The following is a 16,330-nucleotide window of genomic DNA, read 5'->3' as shown; positions in this document are numbered from 1 at the left end:
CAATCGATCGAAGTTGGGTCAGCTGGGGAGATTGATCAAGCGTTGTCAGTCTGCAACGCCCTCTTGAGATCGTGCATGCCCTCAAGCTGCTGATGAACAGCCTTCAGCTGTCTCTGAATGTGATCGCTTTGGGGAAGACCACTGAGTGAAGCGAGTGCAAGCTCAAGGTGATGTTTGGCATCAATCAGCAGACGACAGTCGAGGCTTCCAGGTTCATAGCTCATACGCAAAAAGCACCTGAGTCCATTCAGCGACAAGCATCAATGATCAGCTGTGTGAATCACAACACTCTGATGTGTTGGTCATGGTCGAACGCACAAGCCGTCGAGGCCCTTGTTGCTGCGGGGCCAAAGGCGACTGCAACATCAGCCAGAAACTGCTTCAACGTCAACGACATTGACCGGGTCCATGAATTGATCCGTGAGGTAGCGAAGCGTGCGGTTACGGATCACCTCAACTTCCATGGCATTCCAGGCACCGCCGATCAGGCAACCCACGAGGGGAATCGTCTTGGTGATCAAGGCCCTCTGAGTCACCCTGCGCCCGAAAACTCTTGTGATCACAGCATTGATCAAGCGCAGGCTGCGTTGGTTAATCAATCTGACCACAACATCCCGCGTTGCGGTTTTTGCAACTTTGAGACCAAATTCCACAGCCAACTGACTGATCACGCTCGAGCCGAGCACGGGAACAAGCAGCTCGTAACGAGCTGTGTCGCTATCGAGGAAACCGGGAATCAACAGTTCGGCGGCACAGGCCGCAGCGAACAGCTGCGCTCTGGTGGTAACGGAAAGATCCGCCAGTGCACCAGCCACACTCAGTAGTGGATTCGCCGCCAGACCCATGGCAGCTCCGGCCGTGACAACGCGGAGACGCACGTCGCTGAAAGCTTGCTCCGCAAGCTCATAACCGGTGGCATCCGGAAAGCGTCGCCGGAGCAGCATCACCTCCTGACGGACTTTGCAGACGTCAAAATTCATCACCCAATCGAGATAGTCGGCAACCGAACTGAGCGGCAACGCAATCTCCCGATTGATCGATCCAATTTATCGGCAAGGATCGCTGCCTTGATGCTCAACGCATTCAGAGCAGGTGCCTTGGCATGGAGGGACGACGACCATGGACTGAAATCTGTTCGAGATCCTGACCCAAAGCAGCCTGAAAAGATGACTATCAACAGCCCATCAACAGACTGAAACGTCACCATTGACCAAATGAATTCTGGCCTTGGCGATGAACGCCTGATCTTCCCAGCAACCCAGCGCAACCGCGTCCCGATTGGAGATGTGCTGGCTGAGCAGCTTCCAGCCGAAGGATTCATTCTTGAGATCGCCAGCGGATCCGGCGAGCATGGCGTCAGTTTTCAGAAACGCTTTCCAGACCTTGTCTGGCAATGCAGTGATCCTGATCCTGAGCATTGCCGCAGCATCGATGCCTGGATCCGGCACGAGCAGCTGACTCTGAAAATGCCGGCGGCCCTGCAACTGGATGTCAGGGACACCAATTGGCAGAAACAACTTGCAGAGCCTGCTCAGGCAGTGGTGGCGATCAACCTGCTCCACATTTCTGCTTGGAACTGCACTACCGCCCTGTTCACACAAACAGCGGCACTGCTGCCAAGCGGTGGAACGCTTTGCGTCTATGGCCCCTTCAGCGTTGATGGTCATCACGTGAGCGAGAGCAATCGCGCTTTTGATGCCTCCTTAAAGGAAAGGAATCCTGCCTGGGGCGTGCGTGACCAGACGAAAGTCCTGAAACAAGCCTGTGAAGCGGGCCTAACTCTTCAGAACATCACCTTGATGCCTGCCAACAATCGCATGATCACCTGGGTCCGCTGAGACCATGAGAGCCTGCGCCGACTCCCAGAAACAACCGCGATTATTGAGCGCAGCCCCAACACCGCCCAAAAAGCCAAATAGCGACACCAAGCAGCCCTGAAGCAACTATACAGATACTGCACAGTTGCTTGGGAGCTACTTAAAGCTATGGTGAAGCTGACGTGAAGACCCAGCGGATGGCGCCCCCACGGGAAAACCAGGTGAAGCTCACGGTTTCCGTTCCACCGAGCCTGCACGTGTTGCTGCGCAGCTGGGCTCAGTGCGAGGGACGTGAGCTGACCAGCGTGGTCCTGCAGTGTGTCGAGCTGTCAGTAAGACAACTGAAAAGCAACGGTTCGATCCCTGCCGGTGCAGTCCGGAACTACGAAGTGGCCTGCGAGGAACGTCTGGCCGCCGGCAGTGCAACGCCATGAACATCGCTCAGATCGAGGATGCCCTACTCGCCCCCTGCATGGAAGCCGTGATTGCCGTCACGGAGCGCTATCAATTTCTGGAAATCCACCGCGGCGCCCGCGTTTTCACTGCGTATAGGGAAATTGACCATGTGATGTACTTGGGGTTTCATAACGACCTAAGTGAACGGTCCCTCAGACAGCTCAGAGAGCGAGGTTTCCAATTGCTGGAGGCAAGGGAAGGAACACGTCGCGAGCACCGGTTACTGCTGTTGACACTGAAGGAGATCGGCTATTCCCACAGTTACGGAGAGGGTTATTACGAGGCATCGAGATCGCTTGCTCGCCATTTGCGCAACCTCGGCTGGCCGCTTGGAGCGCTCATGCAACTGCTCAAAAACCCAAGCATCAACATGGAAGACCCAACCAACGGACACTAAAAATCCATCCAGTCACCCGGTCCATACCAACCGAAAGGCATGTCACCCCAGTCGTCATCGATCCCATCCTGGTTCGCGGGAATGGGTCCTGAACTGGGCTGAGAACCGTCGATGCAGCCCTCTGGTGTTGTGAAACCACTGGAAAAGGCCTCACAGTTCACGAGACCTTGCTGAGCCCTCGCCAGCGAGGCAACACCACACAACAACAATGAGGCTGCGGCACAAGCAAGAAGGCGCATGATCAATTCGCTGACAAGCACGATTCTGATACTGATCAGCAGGGCATGACCTGTTGCAAGGGCTGGAGCCCAGCCCATTGCTGAAGCGCACTCCATGAGCGCAGACGTTGCTCGATCCAGGAATGACCCAAGGCATTGAGATGAATGCCATCGGGCTCTAGCCACTGCAGCCAGTCAGGATCCGCTTGCATCGCCCTGTGAAGGCAGAGGTAAGGGACATCGGCCTCCAGGCAGGCCTCTTCAATCTGCGCTTCATGCAGAGCGATGTCGCTGTTGCTGTACCAGAGACAGTCGGCGAAGGGCATGGCCTGCTCATCGACGGGTGTCAGCCCGAGCACAAAAACGGAGCCATGGGGCTGAATGGACCGGAGCAGCTGTTCAAAGCCGAAGCGAAAAGCCTGCGCATCCAGAGGCTGTCGGCCATCAATACGACCGACCCGAGCCGTGTCATTGAGCCCCACCGACAGCAACAGGGCCTCGGGCTTCTTCCTGCGCAGTTCTCCTCGGCAGGCCCACTCCCGTTCCCATCGGGCTGACACCGCCTCAAGACCGTCGCCGCGGACACCGAGCCCATAGATCAGCGGTGCATCTGGCATCTCCATCCAATGGCCGCGAAGACGTTCACACCATCCACCACGCTCACGATCACCCCATCCCACCACTCCGCTGTCTCCGATCACGATCAGTTGACGGGGAGCCCGCATGAATTCACTGCTGTTCGGCTGAACAGGGTCAGCTTTGCAGCCAATGCTGCCGTGACAGATCACTTAGCCATTCACCGATCAGCGTTAGAGCCGCATAGGTGGTGATCAACAACAACACCGCGGCCCAGTGAAAGGAGCTGAGCGACTCCAGCAGCTGCCAGCCCAGTCCGCTTCCACCGATCAGACCGACCACCACAGTTTCACGCAGGATCACATCACTGCGATAAGCCCCATAGGCGAGATGGGAGGGACTCCTGGGGCTGAGCAAGCCATAAAGCCAGCTCACTCGAGGAGAGGCTCCACTGCTGACCAGCGCAACTTGAGCAGACCCGTCTTGCAGGTCCAGGCCCTCCTGGAGCAAACGTCCCATGACGCCGCTGTTATGAAGCCCCAGCGCCAGCGCACCAATGGCCAGGGTTGGCTGGTTGCTCAGCAGAAGCAGAAGCACCGCGAGAGGTGGAGGAATCACCCGGACCAGAATCCAGAAGCCACTCACGCAGCGTTGCCAGAGATGCGCGGGAGTGAGCAACAGCAGCAATGGCGGTAGGCCGATGGCGATGCCAGCCGCAAGCACAGTCAGGATCAGGGTTTCCCAAAGCATCGAGATCCAGGGAAGTTCGCGAGCCGCCAGGCGAAGACTGCTGAAATCAGGCCATTGCACAGGAAGCCAGTTCAGGGAGCCTGCATCGGGAAACAGGTGCGCCAACCAGACACCGCCAAGACTTGCTGACAGCGCAACCGCGACAGCAAACCCCATGACCTGGCGCTGTCTGAATTGAGCCTGTTCACCCCAGCGCCTCCAATAGCGGAGTCCCTGCTCCAGAGCAATAGTGACCAGCATCAACAACCACAGCCCCGACCACAGTTCCTGGAACTGCAGAGATTTGAGACTGAGTTCCAGATCCATCCCCAGACCACCAAGACCGAAGACCCCAAGCAAGGTCGCACTGCGCAACGCACACTCCAGTCGGTAGCCCCCATAACTCACCAGCACCGAGCCCATGGCAGGCGACAACGCCGTCATGCAGGCAGCCATGGGAGAAGAGCCGGTCTGGAGCATCGCCTGCAGCTGGGAGGGATCAAGGCTTTGCAGCTGATCACGCCAGACCCGAGCGATCAGGCATGAATAGGGAATCGAGATCGCCATCACCGCAACCCAGGGATGCAGACCAAGCACCTGCAACAGCAGCAATCCCCAAATCAGCTCATGGACGGAGCGGGGCAGGGCCATCAGGCGCCCAAGCACGATTGCTGGCCAGGCAGGAAGAGACCAGGTGAGCCAGAGACGCTCCGAACTCAGGCACCCCAGCAACACGCCAAGCACAAGACTGCAGCTCCATCCAGTGAGTGCCGTGGCGACCGTCACCTGCAGACCGACCAGCAAGGCCTTCCACAAAACAGGGTCCAGAGAAGGGTTGACGGCGCCGACCACAAAGGAACCCAAAATCTCCGCCCCACCGCCATGGGCTCCGTTCAACACCACAATCAGTACGGGCAGCAGAGCAAGAGCCGGCAACAGCACAAGGGCGGGCGCAGTGGTCCGCATTGACACGATCACGGCGCATACAGATCGCGCAGATCACCTGCTGAGATGGCCTTTGCAGGCGCATCGAGCACAAGCCGTCCTGCGCGCAGGCCAAGCACCCGATCAAAACGATCGATCAGCTCCGGGCGATGCAAGGACACCACCACAGCCTGCGCTCCACTGCGCAGGCTGCCATCGGCTTCAGAGGTGAGAAGTCTCTCCAAGACTTCGGCCGCAATGGCCGGATCAAGACTGGCAAGGGGTTCATCCGCCAGCATCAGATCAGGTTGTTGACGAAACAGTCGGGCCAGGGCCACTCGCTGCCGCTGCCCCCCCGACAGCTGCCCCACAGGACGATCAAGCCCCGTGTTCGATAGCAGTGACTCCTCCAGACCTGCCTGACGCAGACAGGATCGGCTGGCCTCCGCATCGACCCGAAACAACAGGTTGGCCAAAGCCCACGGCAGGCGACGGCGACCGAGAGCGCCGGCATTGACGTTCTGACCAATGCTGAGTTCTTCGATCAGACGCAGGTCCTGCCAGAGGGTTCCGATCCGTGCACGCTGTCGCCGGCTGAGCGACGCAAGCGCCACACCCTGAAACCGCACGTGCCCTGCTGCTGGGGGCAGGCTGCCGTTGAGAACACCGATCAGTGAACTCTTGCCAGCACCGCTGCGTCCGAGCAGGGCGATGCGCTCACCGTTTTGGAGCCTGAACGTGACAGCGTTCAACCGATCTCCATGGGGACCGTCAACACGCACCTCGTTCAGCTCCAACAGCGTTGTCACCGGATCTTGCCCAACTCCCGGCCCACCTTTTCGATCGGCTTGTACTGACTCGCCTTCGCTGGAATGAAGCGCTTGGCTGCAAACAGCTCAAGAATGGTCACCTGACGCGGCGTGGTTGGCTGCAGACCCAGGATCGCCTTCTGAAGACGCGTGGTGAAACCCTTTCCGAAGCGCTGATCCAGCTTCGGGCGTACAACCCAGTGGTAATCAACGTATTCAGGCGTTCGCCAGATCACACTCACCTTCTCGGTGTTCACGCGCCCGTCTTTCACCGCCGATGTCCAAACCTGCTCGTTGAGCGCACCCGCTTCATAGGCACCGCTCTGCACCACTGCGATGGTGGCGTCATGGCTGCCACTGAATCCGGCCCGGCCACCACTGAACTGACTTGGCGTGACTCCGGCTTTGGCCAGAAAATGCTGCGGCATCAAACGGCCGGAGGTCGAACTCTCGGAACCGAAAGAGAACCGCTTGCCTCGCAAACTAGTGAGACCGTTGATCGAGCTGATCGGTTGCAGCCCGGAGCTTGTGTTGGCAATGAAGATACTGCGGAAGCGGGCATCAATATCGCGCTGAGCAAGCACCTGAGCCCCTGGCGTCTGCAGGCGCGCCTGCACACCGGTCAGGCCACCAAACCAGACCAGATCCAGCCCACCGGTGCGAAAAGCGCTCACAGCCGCTGGATAGTTGCTGACCGGTACATAACGCACCTTCACGTCGAGGCGATCGCTCAATTCGTCTGCCAACTGTCCATAGAGACGATTGAGTCGCTCAGGATTTTGATCAGGAATCGCCCCAACCTTGAGTGTGGGCTGAGCAACAACGGGCAAGACTGTGACCCCTTGGCAGAGCAGTACTGCCAGCAGGGCAACGGCCCGGCGTTCTCCTGAAAGCATGTCGTTGAAGACGTAATTCGATGATCAGACCGAATTCGCGCACTCAGCCTGCGGGGAGCAAGCGGGCGAGCCGAGAAAGTCCATCTGCGATCGTCTCACGCGAGACCGCACAGGACAAGCGAACGCAGCGGTCGTCACCAAAGGCACCACCTGGGACGATGGCCAGACCCTCCTCCTCCAGAGCCCTCTTGCAGAAACTCACCGAGTCACCGCAGCCGTCGGGAAGCTGCGGAAAGGCGTAGAAGGCTCCATGAGGAGGAACGAGCGTGATGCCTGGGAGGGCCTGGAGCCCCTGCACGAGAATGGTCCGGCGCTTGTTGTAGCTCTGAGCCATCTCTCTCACACAGTCTCTGGGCCCTTCGATGGCCGCGATGGCACCTCTCTGAGCAAAGCTGCACACATTGCTGGTGCTCTGGCTCTGAAGAGCGGAGGCAGTCTTAATCACTGAGGCGGGGCCACTCAGATAGCCAAGGCGCCATCCAGTCATCGCCCAGCCCTTGGCGAAGCCATTCACCATGAAACATCGTTCTTTGAGATCAGGCGCCAGCGCCGCGAAACTGTGATGCTCGATGCCATCATCCAGAAGATATTCATAGATTTCATCTGACATGACCAGCAATCTCGGATAACGCCGGACCAACTCGGCCAGTTGCTCCAACTCATCAAGACTGAGAACCTGGCCGGTTGGGTTGCCCGGCGAGTTGATCACCAGCAAGCGGCTAGCCGGGGTAATCGCTGCCTCGAGAGCCTGCATATCAAGGCGGAAACCGTTGAGCGCCGATGAAGGGACTGAGATTGGCTGGGCACCAGCCAAACGTGCCATCTCGGGATAGCTGAGCCAGTAGGGCGCAGGAATCAACACCTCATCGCCGGGGTTGAGTAACACCTGGAACAGGTTGAAGATGGCCTGTTTCCCCCCGTTGGTCACCAGCACTTCATCTGCAGTGGTGGGAAGACCGTTCTCGTTGGTGATCTTGCTGGCGATGGCCTGTCTCAGGGCAGGGTCCCCAGCAGCCGGCCCATAACGCGTGACCCCATCCCGAAGTGCCTGAATTGAGGCCTCGACAATGAATGAGGGTGTGCCGAAATCGGGTTCCCCGGCACTCAGACTGCAGATATCGCGACCCTCCTGTTGCAAGGCCTTGGCCCTTGCACTGATTGCAAGGGTGAGAGAAGGCTGGAGGGCTTCAGCCCGGCTTGAAAGGGATAGCGGGCGTGACATCGAAGCGGCACCCCTCCAGTGGATGCGCAGGTAAAAGCTTGATCATCCTGCCTGATGTGGTGTCAGAACCACAGAGAAGACGTGTTGTCAAAGACAACAAAGAAACAGATCGCACAGCCAGCCTCCAGACCAGAGAACATATCGGGATGAATGGTGACGACATTGCTCTGAGTTGGGTGCTTGCCTCGCGTAGGCCTGAGCAACTGGCGAAGTTTTATGCGGATCTGCTGGGTACCAGCCCCAAACCGGGGGTGGCCGCTCATCACTGGATTGTTCCTTTACAGGCGCAGGGAAGTCTCCAGATCTACACACCATCACGCAACCGTCCATGGCCTGAATCGGGGTCAGCGCTGGCGCCATGCCTACAAAGGCGGGCAAAGGCTGACCCCCTGCTGGAGCTCCAGTCCTGGCAACAGCACGTGATGCAACTCGGAGGCAAGAGCACGGAAGAGCCGAGGTTGGAAAGCTTCGGCGCGGAATGTTGGCTGGAGGATCCAGAAGGGCAAAGGTTCCTGCTGCTTGTGCTCCGAACTGAATCTGCTGAGAAGACGATTCGATGACAGCTCCACAACGAAACCAGCTGAAGCGTCCTGATCAGAACCCTCGGCTGGTTGTTGGACGCGGAAATCCAAATGCACGCCTGATGCTGATCGGCGAAGCACCCGGAGCTGAAGAGGATGCCCGTGGTTTGCCGTTCGTGGGTCGCTCAGGACAGCTGCTTAGTGAACTGATCAAAGAAGCAAGCCTGGATGAACAGCACGAGCTCTACATCATCAATGTGATCAAGTGCAGGCCACCCAACAACCGCAAGCCCACATCCAAGGAGATCGAGATCTCCAGACCCTGGCTGAAGCAACAGATCGATCTGATCGATCCAGCACTCGTGTTGCTTTCAGGAGCCACAGCCCTGCAGGCGGTGCTTGGTGTCCGGAGCGGCATCAGCAAGCTGAGGGGGCATTGGCAGAACCATGAGGGCCGCGACTTCATGCCCGTGTTTCATCCCTCGTACCTGTTGCGATTCCGCTCTCGCGAGGCTGGAACACCGCAGGATCTGACGTTGCAGGATTTGCGAGAGGCCCGCCACAGATTGCATCTGCTGACGGGGAGCTGAACCGTCCAACCGGACCGAAATCGATGTTCGGTGCCACTCCAAAAGCAGCACGATTGGGACAAACGCAAGTCATTGCGCTGACGTCTATGCCAAGGTTTGGCTCAGAACCCTCCCGATCCATGACCGGCACCTTGATCAGTGCTCCTGAAAGCAGCAGTGAAGTTGCCATCAATCCCCGTTACGACACGGTGATTCGCCGGCGAAGCACGCGAACGGTCATGGTCGGCGAAGTCCCCATCGGCAGTGAGCACCCGGTGGCGGTTCAGTCGATGATCAATGAGGACACCCTCGACATCGAAGGGTCCGTGGCCGGCATTCGTCGACTGGTTGATGTCGGCTGCGAGATCGTGCGAGTGACCACGCCCACGCTGGCCCACGCCAAGGCTATGGGACAGATTCGTGCGGCTTTGCGCGCCCAGGGATGCAATGTTCCGCTTGTGGCAGATGTTCACCACAACGGCATTCGTATTGCTCTGGAAGTGGTCAAGCACGTGGACAAGGTGCGGATCAATCCTGGTTTGTTCGTGTTTGACAAACCTGACCCCAATCGGCAGGACTTCAGTCAAGAGGAATTCGATGCCATCGGAGAACGCATTAAGGACAAATTCTCCCCATTGGTGGAGGCACTGAAGAAGGAGAACAAAGCCCTGCGCATTGGGGTCAATCACGGCTCCCTGGCGGAGCGCATGTTGTTCACCTACGGCGATACACCCGAGGGAATGGTGGCGTCGGCCATGGAATTTGTGCGGATCTGCGACGACCTTGATTTCCACAACATCGTGATTTCGATGAAGGCTTCCAGAGCCCCTGTGATGCTCGCTGCCTATCGAATGATGGCCGACACGCTCGACAACGCAGGGTTCAATTTCCCCTTACACCTTGGAGTTACCGAAGCCGGTGATGGCGATTACGGCCGCATCAAGAGCACTGCGGGAATCGCAACCCTGTTGTCCGAAGGACTTGGAGACACGATCAGAGTTTCGCTGACTGAATCTCCTGAGAAGGAAATTCCTGTCTGCTACTCGATTCTTCAGGCCATTGGCTTACGCAAGACCATGGTCGAATACGTGGCTTGCCCGAGCTGCGGTCGCACTTTGTTTAATCTCGAGGAGGTGCTGAATCAGGTGAGAAACGCAACCTCTCATCTCTCCGGACTGGACATCGCCGTGATGGGATGCATCGTGAACGGTCCAGGTGAGATGGCAGACGCAGACTACGGTTATGTCGGCAAAGGGCCTGGCACCATCGCGCTTTACCGAGGTCGTGAAGAGATCCGCAAAGTACCGGAAGCCGATGGTGTTCAAGCTTTAATCCAGCTGATCAAAGACGACGGACGCTGGGTAGATCCTGCCTGAACTCGTTAATCTGAGGACACGGGCCTGAAGGACATCAATGACCACTAAAAGTCCTCGATCGCCTTTGTCACAGCACAGAGGTTTGCTGCTGATTCTTGGAGCAGGTGGTTTGACCACAGCCATTGCTGTAGCGGCGCCAGGCCTCGGACTTCCCAGCACCAATTCCTCCTCGATCACCAACAGCCCCAAGGAGGTCATCGACCAGGTCTGGCAGATTGTCTACAGAGATTTTCTTGACTCTTCAGGAAAGTATTCCCCTGAAACCTGGACCAGCCTGAGAAGAGATCTGCTGGCCAAGAGCTATGCAGGCACTGATGAGTCCTATGAAGCGATCCGAGGCATGCTCGCCAGCCTCGACGATCCCTACACACGCTTCTTGGACCCAAAAGAGTTCAAGGAGATGCAGATCGACACCTCCGGCGAGCTCACGGGAGTTGGCATCCAGATCACGCTGGACAAAGACACCAAAGAGATTCTTGTGGTGTCTCCAATTGAAGGAACCCCTGCTTCCAGAGCAGGAGTGCAGCCCAAGGATGTGATCGTTTCGATCGACGGCCAATCCACGAAAGGAATGACCACGGAGGATGCGGTCAAGTTAATCCGTGGCCAGGAAGGCACCCAGGTCACCCTCGGCCTGCGCCGCAAGGGTGAAGTAGTCACGGTGCCTCTCAAGAGAGCACGCATTGAAATTCATGCGGTCGAGAGTCGGCTGAACACAGCAGGCGATGGCAAGAAGGTCGGCTACATCCGTCTCAAACAATTCAATGCCAATGCCGCCCGGGAGATGCGAGCCGCTATCCGGGAGCTCGAGAAAGAGGGCGCTCAGGGCTATGTGCTTGATCTGCGCAGTAATCCTGGTGGGCTGCTGGAAGCCAGCATCGACATTGCACGGCAATGGCTAGATGAAGGCACCATCGTCAGCACCAAAACAAGAGACGGCATCCAGGATGTCCGACGTGCCACTGGCAGTGCACTGACCAACAGTCCTGTTGTGGTGCTGGTGAATGAAGGTTCAGCCAGTGCCAGCGAGATTCTCTCTGGCGCACTCCAAGACAACAAGCGAGCCGTTCTGGTGGGTCAGAAAACCTTTGGGAAGGGGTTGGTCCAGTCTGTCCGCGGCCTCTCGGATGGATCCGGGTTGACGGTCACCATTGCCAAGTACCTCACGCCCAAAGGCACCGATATCCACAAAAACGGCATTCGCCCGGATGTGGACGTAAAACTGAGCGATCAAGAGATCCAATCGCTAACCGTCGAGCAGCTTGGCACTGGCAAAGACAGTCAGTACCGAGCTGCCGAAACCACCTTGATCAAAGCCCTGCGCTCACCGGGGCGAGGCCAGGCGTATCAGCCCGGCTCAGCCAACCTGCAATCAGCGCTTAAGAATTAAGGCATCAATAGATATTAATTAACGACTGAGTTAAGGAATTCACTCCTTTCAATCACTGATGCATAACTACCTTCAGCCTCAACTTTCCCATCATTAATAACAATCAAGTGGTCCGCCTGAGCAATGGCAGACAGACGATGAGCAATGACTAATCTTGTGATACCCAGTTTAGACAAATTATTTGATATGATTGCTTGAGATTGATTATCTAGAGCGCTCGTTGCCTCATCTTCTAAAAGAAACAAAGGTCTTTGAAGGATTGCCCTGGCAATAGCAATGCGTTGACGCTGTCCACCTGAGACATTCATTCCACCTTCCGAAAGTACTGTATAAAGCTTCATTGGCATATTGAAAATTTCATCTTGTATATTGACCAGCTCCAATGCTTCCCAAATCTGATCATCACTGTAATCCTGACCTGCAAGGATTGCATCACGGATCGAACCTGCTGAAAGCGATGATTTCTGCGGGATGACACCAAAAAGACGGCGATAGTCTTTAACATAAAAGTCTTCGATTGGCTTTGTATCCATAACAATCGAGCCTTTTGTAGGTTGCTCTAACCGCAAGATCAATTTAAAAATTGTCGATTTTCCAGAACCACTAGGACCAAAAATCGCATTCACCTTACCAGGATGCACATTAAAGTTCAGAGAATCAAACAAGGGTATCGTTTGACCAGGATAAGAAAAAGATAGTTGCCGGAAAGAAATATCACCAGTGACGCGTTTTTTATCTATGAATTCTAACTCTGACAATTTTTCATGTTCAGCAAAGCTAGCCTCAAACAAAGGCAAGACCCTCTTCCACCGAACTTCGATAGCAGTAACCTGGGAGAGAGCGATATAGAGAAGATTATTGAAACTTCGATTAAATTCACCGTAAGACCCTACGAAAACAATAAATACTGTTGTCGTCAACAACACATCCTCTAGAGAGTCAGCATGCCATAGCCTCCAAAGAATAATAATATAGATAAAAATTTGACCACCAGAACTTAATGCGGTCGTTAAAGCACTAAAGAAATCAGCAACACTCTGGGATTTATATTGATCCGTAGATAATTGCTTTAAGACAGTGACCCATTTATGAAGAACAAAAGACTCTGCTCCAGACGACCTAATTTGAACGATGGACCCCAATGCCTCAAGTGAAAAATTACTTAAGTCACCAGATAAGCCTTGGACTTTATGATCATAGTAAGAAAGTTTATAGGAAAAAACAATTGTCGGAAGTGCGCACAAAAACGTATAAGCGATCAACCAAAAAGATAAGTTGTAATCATAATAGATCATCATTGCTCCAAAACCTATAAGCAAGAAAATATCAGCAGTTCCCTGAATAAGGGCGGAGGATAAAAATTCAGCAACTGTTTCCAACTCCGAAATTCTAAGTGCCAAATCTCCGTTCGTAAAATCCGATAGTTTTCGGAGGGGAATTTTGAAAAACCAATCATAGATTGCAACCTTAAGGCGCAATGTCAAAGAAAAATTAGCCTTACCAACAAGATATTGCTTCCACCAGGTAAAAAAAGCAGTTAGGGTAGCAATAAGCATACCCAACACAAAAGCATTAACAATCAAAGAAATATTCCCTGATGGAACTACATCACCCAATATATTTGAGGTAATATAAGGGTAAGTAATTGCCAACAAGGCCAAAAGAAAAGAAAGGATCAATGCAGGGTAAAACTGATTCTTTATTGCTGGCCATATAAATCCAAGTAATTGCCAACGTGATCTACATTGACATGGCAACAAAGGGTAGAGTTCGTAAACAAGTGGACTTGCAATGGATCGAAGATTAGATGGGTCAATAAACACATCATTTTGGGGATCATAAATCTTCCTACGTCCCTGCTTAAAATACACAAAATAAACAGTTTTTAAATTGAGATCAAATCTTAGATGAGGCAGCTGAGAAAACTCTTTGTTCGAATTAACCTCAGCCAACCGATAGAAAATCGAATTAATCTCTAAAAGTTTTTCAAGATTATTAGCCCCTAGAATCGGCTGAGTGTGATCAACTGAAAGAATTTTACGTATCCTACGAATCAACCTTGACTGAGTAGGATTAGCACAATCATTTGGTGAAGTATTTGAATTGAAGAGATCCAGAGAGTCTGCAGATCGATTAATTGAGATTTGCAGCGATTCCTTTCGGCTGCCTTTATTGTCAGTCATAGATTTTCTCCTGCTCTAATAGATTGGTGTAAATACCATCCATCTTTCTTAATTCACTAGGTGAGCCAAATTCGACAACCTTACCTTGGTCTAAAACCATCACAAAATCACTCATTTCTGCAGATAATAGTCGATGGGCGACACATACTAAAGTGGCACCTGTGGCACGAAGATTTTTCAAAACTCTTTTTTCAGTAGGAATATCTAAGTTGCTTGTAGCTTCATCCAAAAAAATCAACTTAGGTTGATGAACAATTGCACGAGCGATTTCAAGACGCTGTAATTGACCACCACTCAACCCACTGCCACCATCACCTAAGAAAGTATTGTAGGATTGATCGAGGGAGATAACGGTTTGATCAATCTCAGCCAACCGACTCGCTTCCCGAACCATATTTAATGGAATGCCATCATCAAAGATGGAAATATTCTCCTGAATTGTACCCCTAAATCCAGATGTCTCTTGCGACACGTATCCAATATGCGTTCTGATCGCTTCATTAGTATAGTCAAGCCAATGTTTTTGGGAGTAATTAATACTCCCAGAAGATGGGTCATAAAGGCCCGTTAAAAGCTTTATTAATACTGATTTGCCAGAACCACTTGGGCCAACGATCGTCATCATCTGGCCACTTTTTAGAGTAAATGATATATCCGATATGACGGGATTACTGATCTTGCTAAATTGAAGAAAGACACGTCTGACATTTAGATCACCATTTAAGACGCGATCGAGCTGTAGCTTCGTTGTAGCTGATTCGGAAGAAATCGAAGATGGTATCTTTCCAGTTAGTCGTACAAGTGAATGAACTGAATTGAGTGATCTTACTTTGGGATCATCTTTAACGCTAAACAAATCTGTGAGGCGCCCGAGGGAAGCCTCAGCTTCCTGAAGATTAGCCGACAAGGAAGCTAAGCCAGTCAAGGGATCAATGACATAACTACGAAGAGCCTGAAAAGCCATAAATCCAGCAAGATTCAGTTCTCCCTTAATAACTAAAAGACCAGACAAAACAATTGTGCCATAGCGATATACTGAATTCATGAATGAAAACACGAACTCAAAAATATTAACTTTGACAAAATTTATTTGAAGTTTAGTTGAGACCAAGGCAAAACTATTAAGCCAATTGGAGATGATATTTTGCTCTTGACTAGTAGAAACAATCAATTCTCTTTCGTTTATAAAGGAGGCTATTTTCCCTTCAACCTTTGCCGAATCATAATCAATAGATCGGTTGACATCTTTTAATGTAGCAGCAAAGTATGTCATTAATAAAACAGCAAAAACAACATAGAAAGCAGATGCAAGAGCAAGTTGCCACGACATGACAAAAAGAATTGGTAATATCAGCAAAGCACTAATAACCTGGAGAAGAGATGCCACGAGTTCAGTAATAAGAGTCTGAGCTATATAAATTCCTAGAGTAAATCGGCTCGCGATATCACCACGCAACCTTGATAGATAAAAATTATAGTCGTTAGTAAAAACCTTCTTTGCGATAGATATTGACAACTTTCTCATCAACTTCAAAAGCATTCTTCTAAAAATAAATTTATATGTAAGCGAAGTGAAAAATGTCAATAAAAGCATCGCCAATGTCAACCATATAATTGGTATTCCAAAACCATATCGGCGATCTATTAGAAACTGATTGACAAAAGCTCCTTTTAAACCAGCGACAATGATGATAGGAATAACGGATACAAGGGTCAATACAGCAGTGGCCAGTAAAGAGTATTTGAAATCGTTCAGATAATAAATGAGTGAAGCCAGTTCATTTTCAGGTTTTCCACGAGCGACAAAACTATCAGTTTTTGTCGCAACAAGGATGACACCGGTATATCGTTTTGAAAAATCTGATTCACTCAGTGTGTAGTGACCTTGAGCAGGGTCACATATGAAGATCTTTCCATTCCTTCCAACACCTTCAAGAACAACAAAATGAGAAAAGTTCCAAAAAGCAATACAGGGGTAAATAGGTTGGTTCGGCTTCAGAAGCTGTTTGTAATGAAGACGTTTGCCTTGAACCTTGACACCAAGGGATTGGGCATACAGAGCAATATCTTTAAGATTACAGCCATCGCGATTAACACCACAGCCTAGTCGAACCTCGCTCAAAGGAAGATATAAACCCCAGCGCCGTAATATCATCGACAATGCGGCTGCACCACATTCAACAGCTTCAAATTGGAGAACAGATGGAACTTTCTTTCGTTTAGTAAAACGTTGCTGACCCAACATGT

Annotated in this window: 17 protein-coding genes; 7 read left to right on the top strand and 10 right to left on the bottom strand. The window is 52.5% G+C overall.

Annotated features, from left to right (window positions below; translation table 11 throughout):
* Window positions 1-35: 35 nt before the first annotated feature.
* Together DXY31_RS04560 and DXY31_RS04555 are read right to left on the bottom strand one after the other, a co-directional pair.
* A complete protein-coding gene (locus DXY31_RS04560) occupies window positions 36-224 on the bottom strand; it encodes a hypothetical protein (RefSeq protein ID WP_114992577.1) in 189 nt (62 codons plus the stop codon).
* Between the two features lie 141 nt (window positions 225-365).
* The gene (locus tag DXY31_RS04555; protein WP_244279541.1) at window positions 366-1,019 is read right to left on the bottom strand and encodes a hypothetical protein; all 654 of its coding nucleotides are present in this window, start codon (window positions 1,017-1,019) and stop codon (window positions 366-368) included.
* 195 nt (window positions 1,020-1,214) lie between these two features.
* Between DXY31_RS04555 and DXY31_RS04550 the strand changes: the two genes are divergently transcribed.
* The 3 genes from DXY31_RS04550 to DXY31_RS04540 all read left to right on the top strand — a co-directional run bounded on the left by DXY31_RS04550 (window position 1,215) and on the right by DXY31_RS04540 (window position 2,670).
* Window positions 1,215-1,838 (top strand): DUF938 domain-containing protein, encoded by a 624-nt coding sequence (locus tag DXY31_RS04550; protein WP_114992574.1) that lies wholly within the window; start codon window positions 1,215-1,217, stop codon window positions 1,836-1,838.
* A gap of 176 nt (window positions 1,839-2,014) precedes the next feature.
* Window positions 2,015-2,251 carry a hypothetical protein gene (locus DXY31_RS04545; RefSeq protein WP_066905332.1) on the top strand — a complete coding sequence of 79 codons (237 nt, stop codon included), beginning with the start codon at window positions 2,015-2,017 and terminating at the stop codon, window positions 2,249-2,251.
* Window positions 2,248-2,670: a hypothetical protein gene (locus DXY31_RS04540; protein WP_114992571.1), complete on the top strand. Its 423-nt coding sequence runs from the start codon at window positions 2,248-2,250 to the stop codon at window positions 2,668-2,670. The genes DXY31_RS04545 and DXY31_RS04540 overlap by 4 nt, the downstream gene beginning before the upstream one ends.
* Here DXY31_RS04540 and DXY31_RS04535 read toward each other — a convergent pair.
* From DXY31_RS04535 to DXY31_RS04510, 6 genes are read right to left on the bottom strand one after another with little or no spacing between them, the layout of a single operon-like run.
* Window positions 2,667-2,909 carry a hypothetical protein gene (locus DXY31_RS04535; RefSeq protein ID WP_170953556.1) on the bottom strand — a complete coding sequence of 81 codons (243 nt, stop codon included), beginning with the start codon at window positions 2,907-2,909 and terminating at the stop codon, window positions 2,667-2,669. The two genes, DXY31_RS04540 and DXY31_RS04535, sit on opposite strands and share 4 nt — an antisense overlap.
* Before the next feature lie 35 nt (window positions 2,910-2,944).
* Window positions 2,945-3,613 carry a GDSL-type esterase/lipase family protein gene (locus tag DXY31_RS04530; RefSeq protein WP_114993053.1) on the bottom strand — a complete coding sequence of 223 codons (669 nt, stop codon included), beginning with the start codon at window positions 3,611-3,613 and terminating at the stop codon, window positions 2,945-2,947.
* 28 nt (window positions 3,614-3,641) lie between these two features.
* Window positions 3,642-5,159 (bottom strand): ABC transporter permease, encoded by a 1,518-nt coding sequence (locus tag DXY31_RS04525; RefSeq protein ID WP_170953555.1) that lies wholly within the window; start codon window positions 5,157-5,159, stop codon window positions 3,642-3,644.
* Window positions 5,160-5,167: 8 nt separating this feature from the next.
* Window positions 5,168-5,926: a phosphonate ABC transporter ATP-binding protein gene (locus DXY31_RS04520; protein ID WP_114992569.1), complete on the bottom strand. Its 759-nt coding sequence runs from the start codon at window positions 5,924-5,926 to the stop codon at window positions 5,168-5,170.
* Window positions 5,923-6,822, bottom strand: coding sequence for a putative selenate ABC transporter substrate-binding protein (locus tag DXY31_RS04515; RefSeq protein WP_114992567.1), 900 nt, complete (start codon window positions 6,820-6,822; stop codon window positions 5,923-5,925). Before DXY31_RS04515 ends, DXY31_RS04520 begins: the two co-directional genes overlap by 4 nt.
* Before the next feature lie 43 nt (window positions 6,823-6,865).
* Window positions 6,866-8,044: a pyridoxal phosphate-dependent aminotransferase gene (locus DXY31_RS04510; RefSeq protein ID WP_114992564.1), complete on the bottom strand. Its 1,179-nt coding sequence runs from the start codon at window positions 8,042-8,044 to the stop codon at window positions 6,866-6,868.
* A 59-nt stretch (window positions 8,045-8,103) separates the two neighbouring features.
* On the opposite strand from DXY31_RS04510, the gene DXY31_RS04505 reads away from it, so the two are divergent.
* From DXY31_RS04505 to DXY31_RS04490, 4 genes are all read left to right on the top strand, one after another.
* Window positions 8,104-8,604 (top strand): VOC family protein, encoded by a 501-nt coding sequence (locus DXY31_RS04505; protein ID WP_371639093.1) that lies wholly within the window; start codon window positions 8,104-8,106, stop codon window positions 8,602-8,604.
* Window positions 8,601-9,155, top strand: coding sequence for a uracil-DNA glycosylase (locus DXY31_RS04500; RefSeq protein ID WP_114992562.1), 555 nt, complete (start codon window positions 8,601-8,603; stop codon window positions 9,153-9,155). Before DXY31_RS04505 ends, DXY31_RS04500 begins: the two co-directional genes overlap by 4 nt.
* Before the next feature lie 119 nt (window positions 9,156-9,274).
* A complete protein-coding gene (gene ispG / locus DXY31_RS04495) occupies window positions 9,275-10,510 on the top strand; it encodes a (E)-4-hydroxy-3-methylbut-2-enyl-diphosphate synthase (RefSeq protein WP_114992560.1) in 1,236 nt (411 codons plus the stop codon).
* Between the two features lie 37 nt (window positions 10,511-10,547).
* The gene (locus DXY31_RS04490) at window positions 10,548-11,900 is read left to right on the top strand and encodes a S41 family peptidase (protein WP_114992558.1); all 1,353 of its coding nucleotides are present in this window, start codon (window positions 10,548-10,550) and stop codon (window positions 11,898-11,900) included.
* A gap of 14 nt (window positions 11,901-11,914) precedes the next feature.
* Here the strand turns inward: DXY31_RS04490 and DXY31_RS04485 are convergent, their stop codons facing one another.
* Complete coding sequence (locus DXY31_RS04485; RefSeq protein WP_114992556.1) at window positions 11,915-14,083, bottom strand: peptidase domain-containing ABC transporter; 2,169 nt, start codon at window positions 14,081-14,083, stop codon at window positions 11,915-11,917.
* Window positions 14,076-16,328 carry a peptidase domain-containing ABC transporter gene (locus DXY31_RS04480; protein WP_114992553.1) on the bottom strand — a complete coding sequence of 751 codons (2,253 nt, stop codon included), beginning with the start codon at window positions 16,326-16,328 and terminating at the stop codon, window positions 14,076-14,078. Before DXY31_RS04480 ends, DXY31_RS04485 begins: the two co-directional genes overlap by 8 nt.
* Window positions 16,329-16,330 lie beyond the last annotated feature (2 nt).

It is taken from the genome of Synechococcus sp. UW179A (assembly GCF_900473965.1).
Lineage (GTDB): Bacteria > Cyanobacteriota > Cyanobacteriia > PCC-6307 > Cyanobiaceae > Synechococcus_C.
Note: the sequence above shows the minus strand (reverse complement) of the source record. Positions and strands in the feature narration are given on the sequence as shown.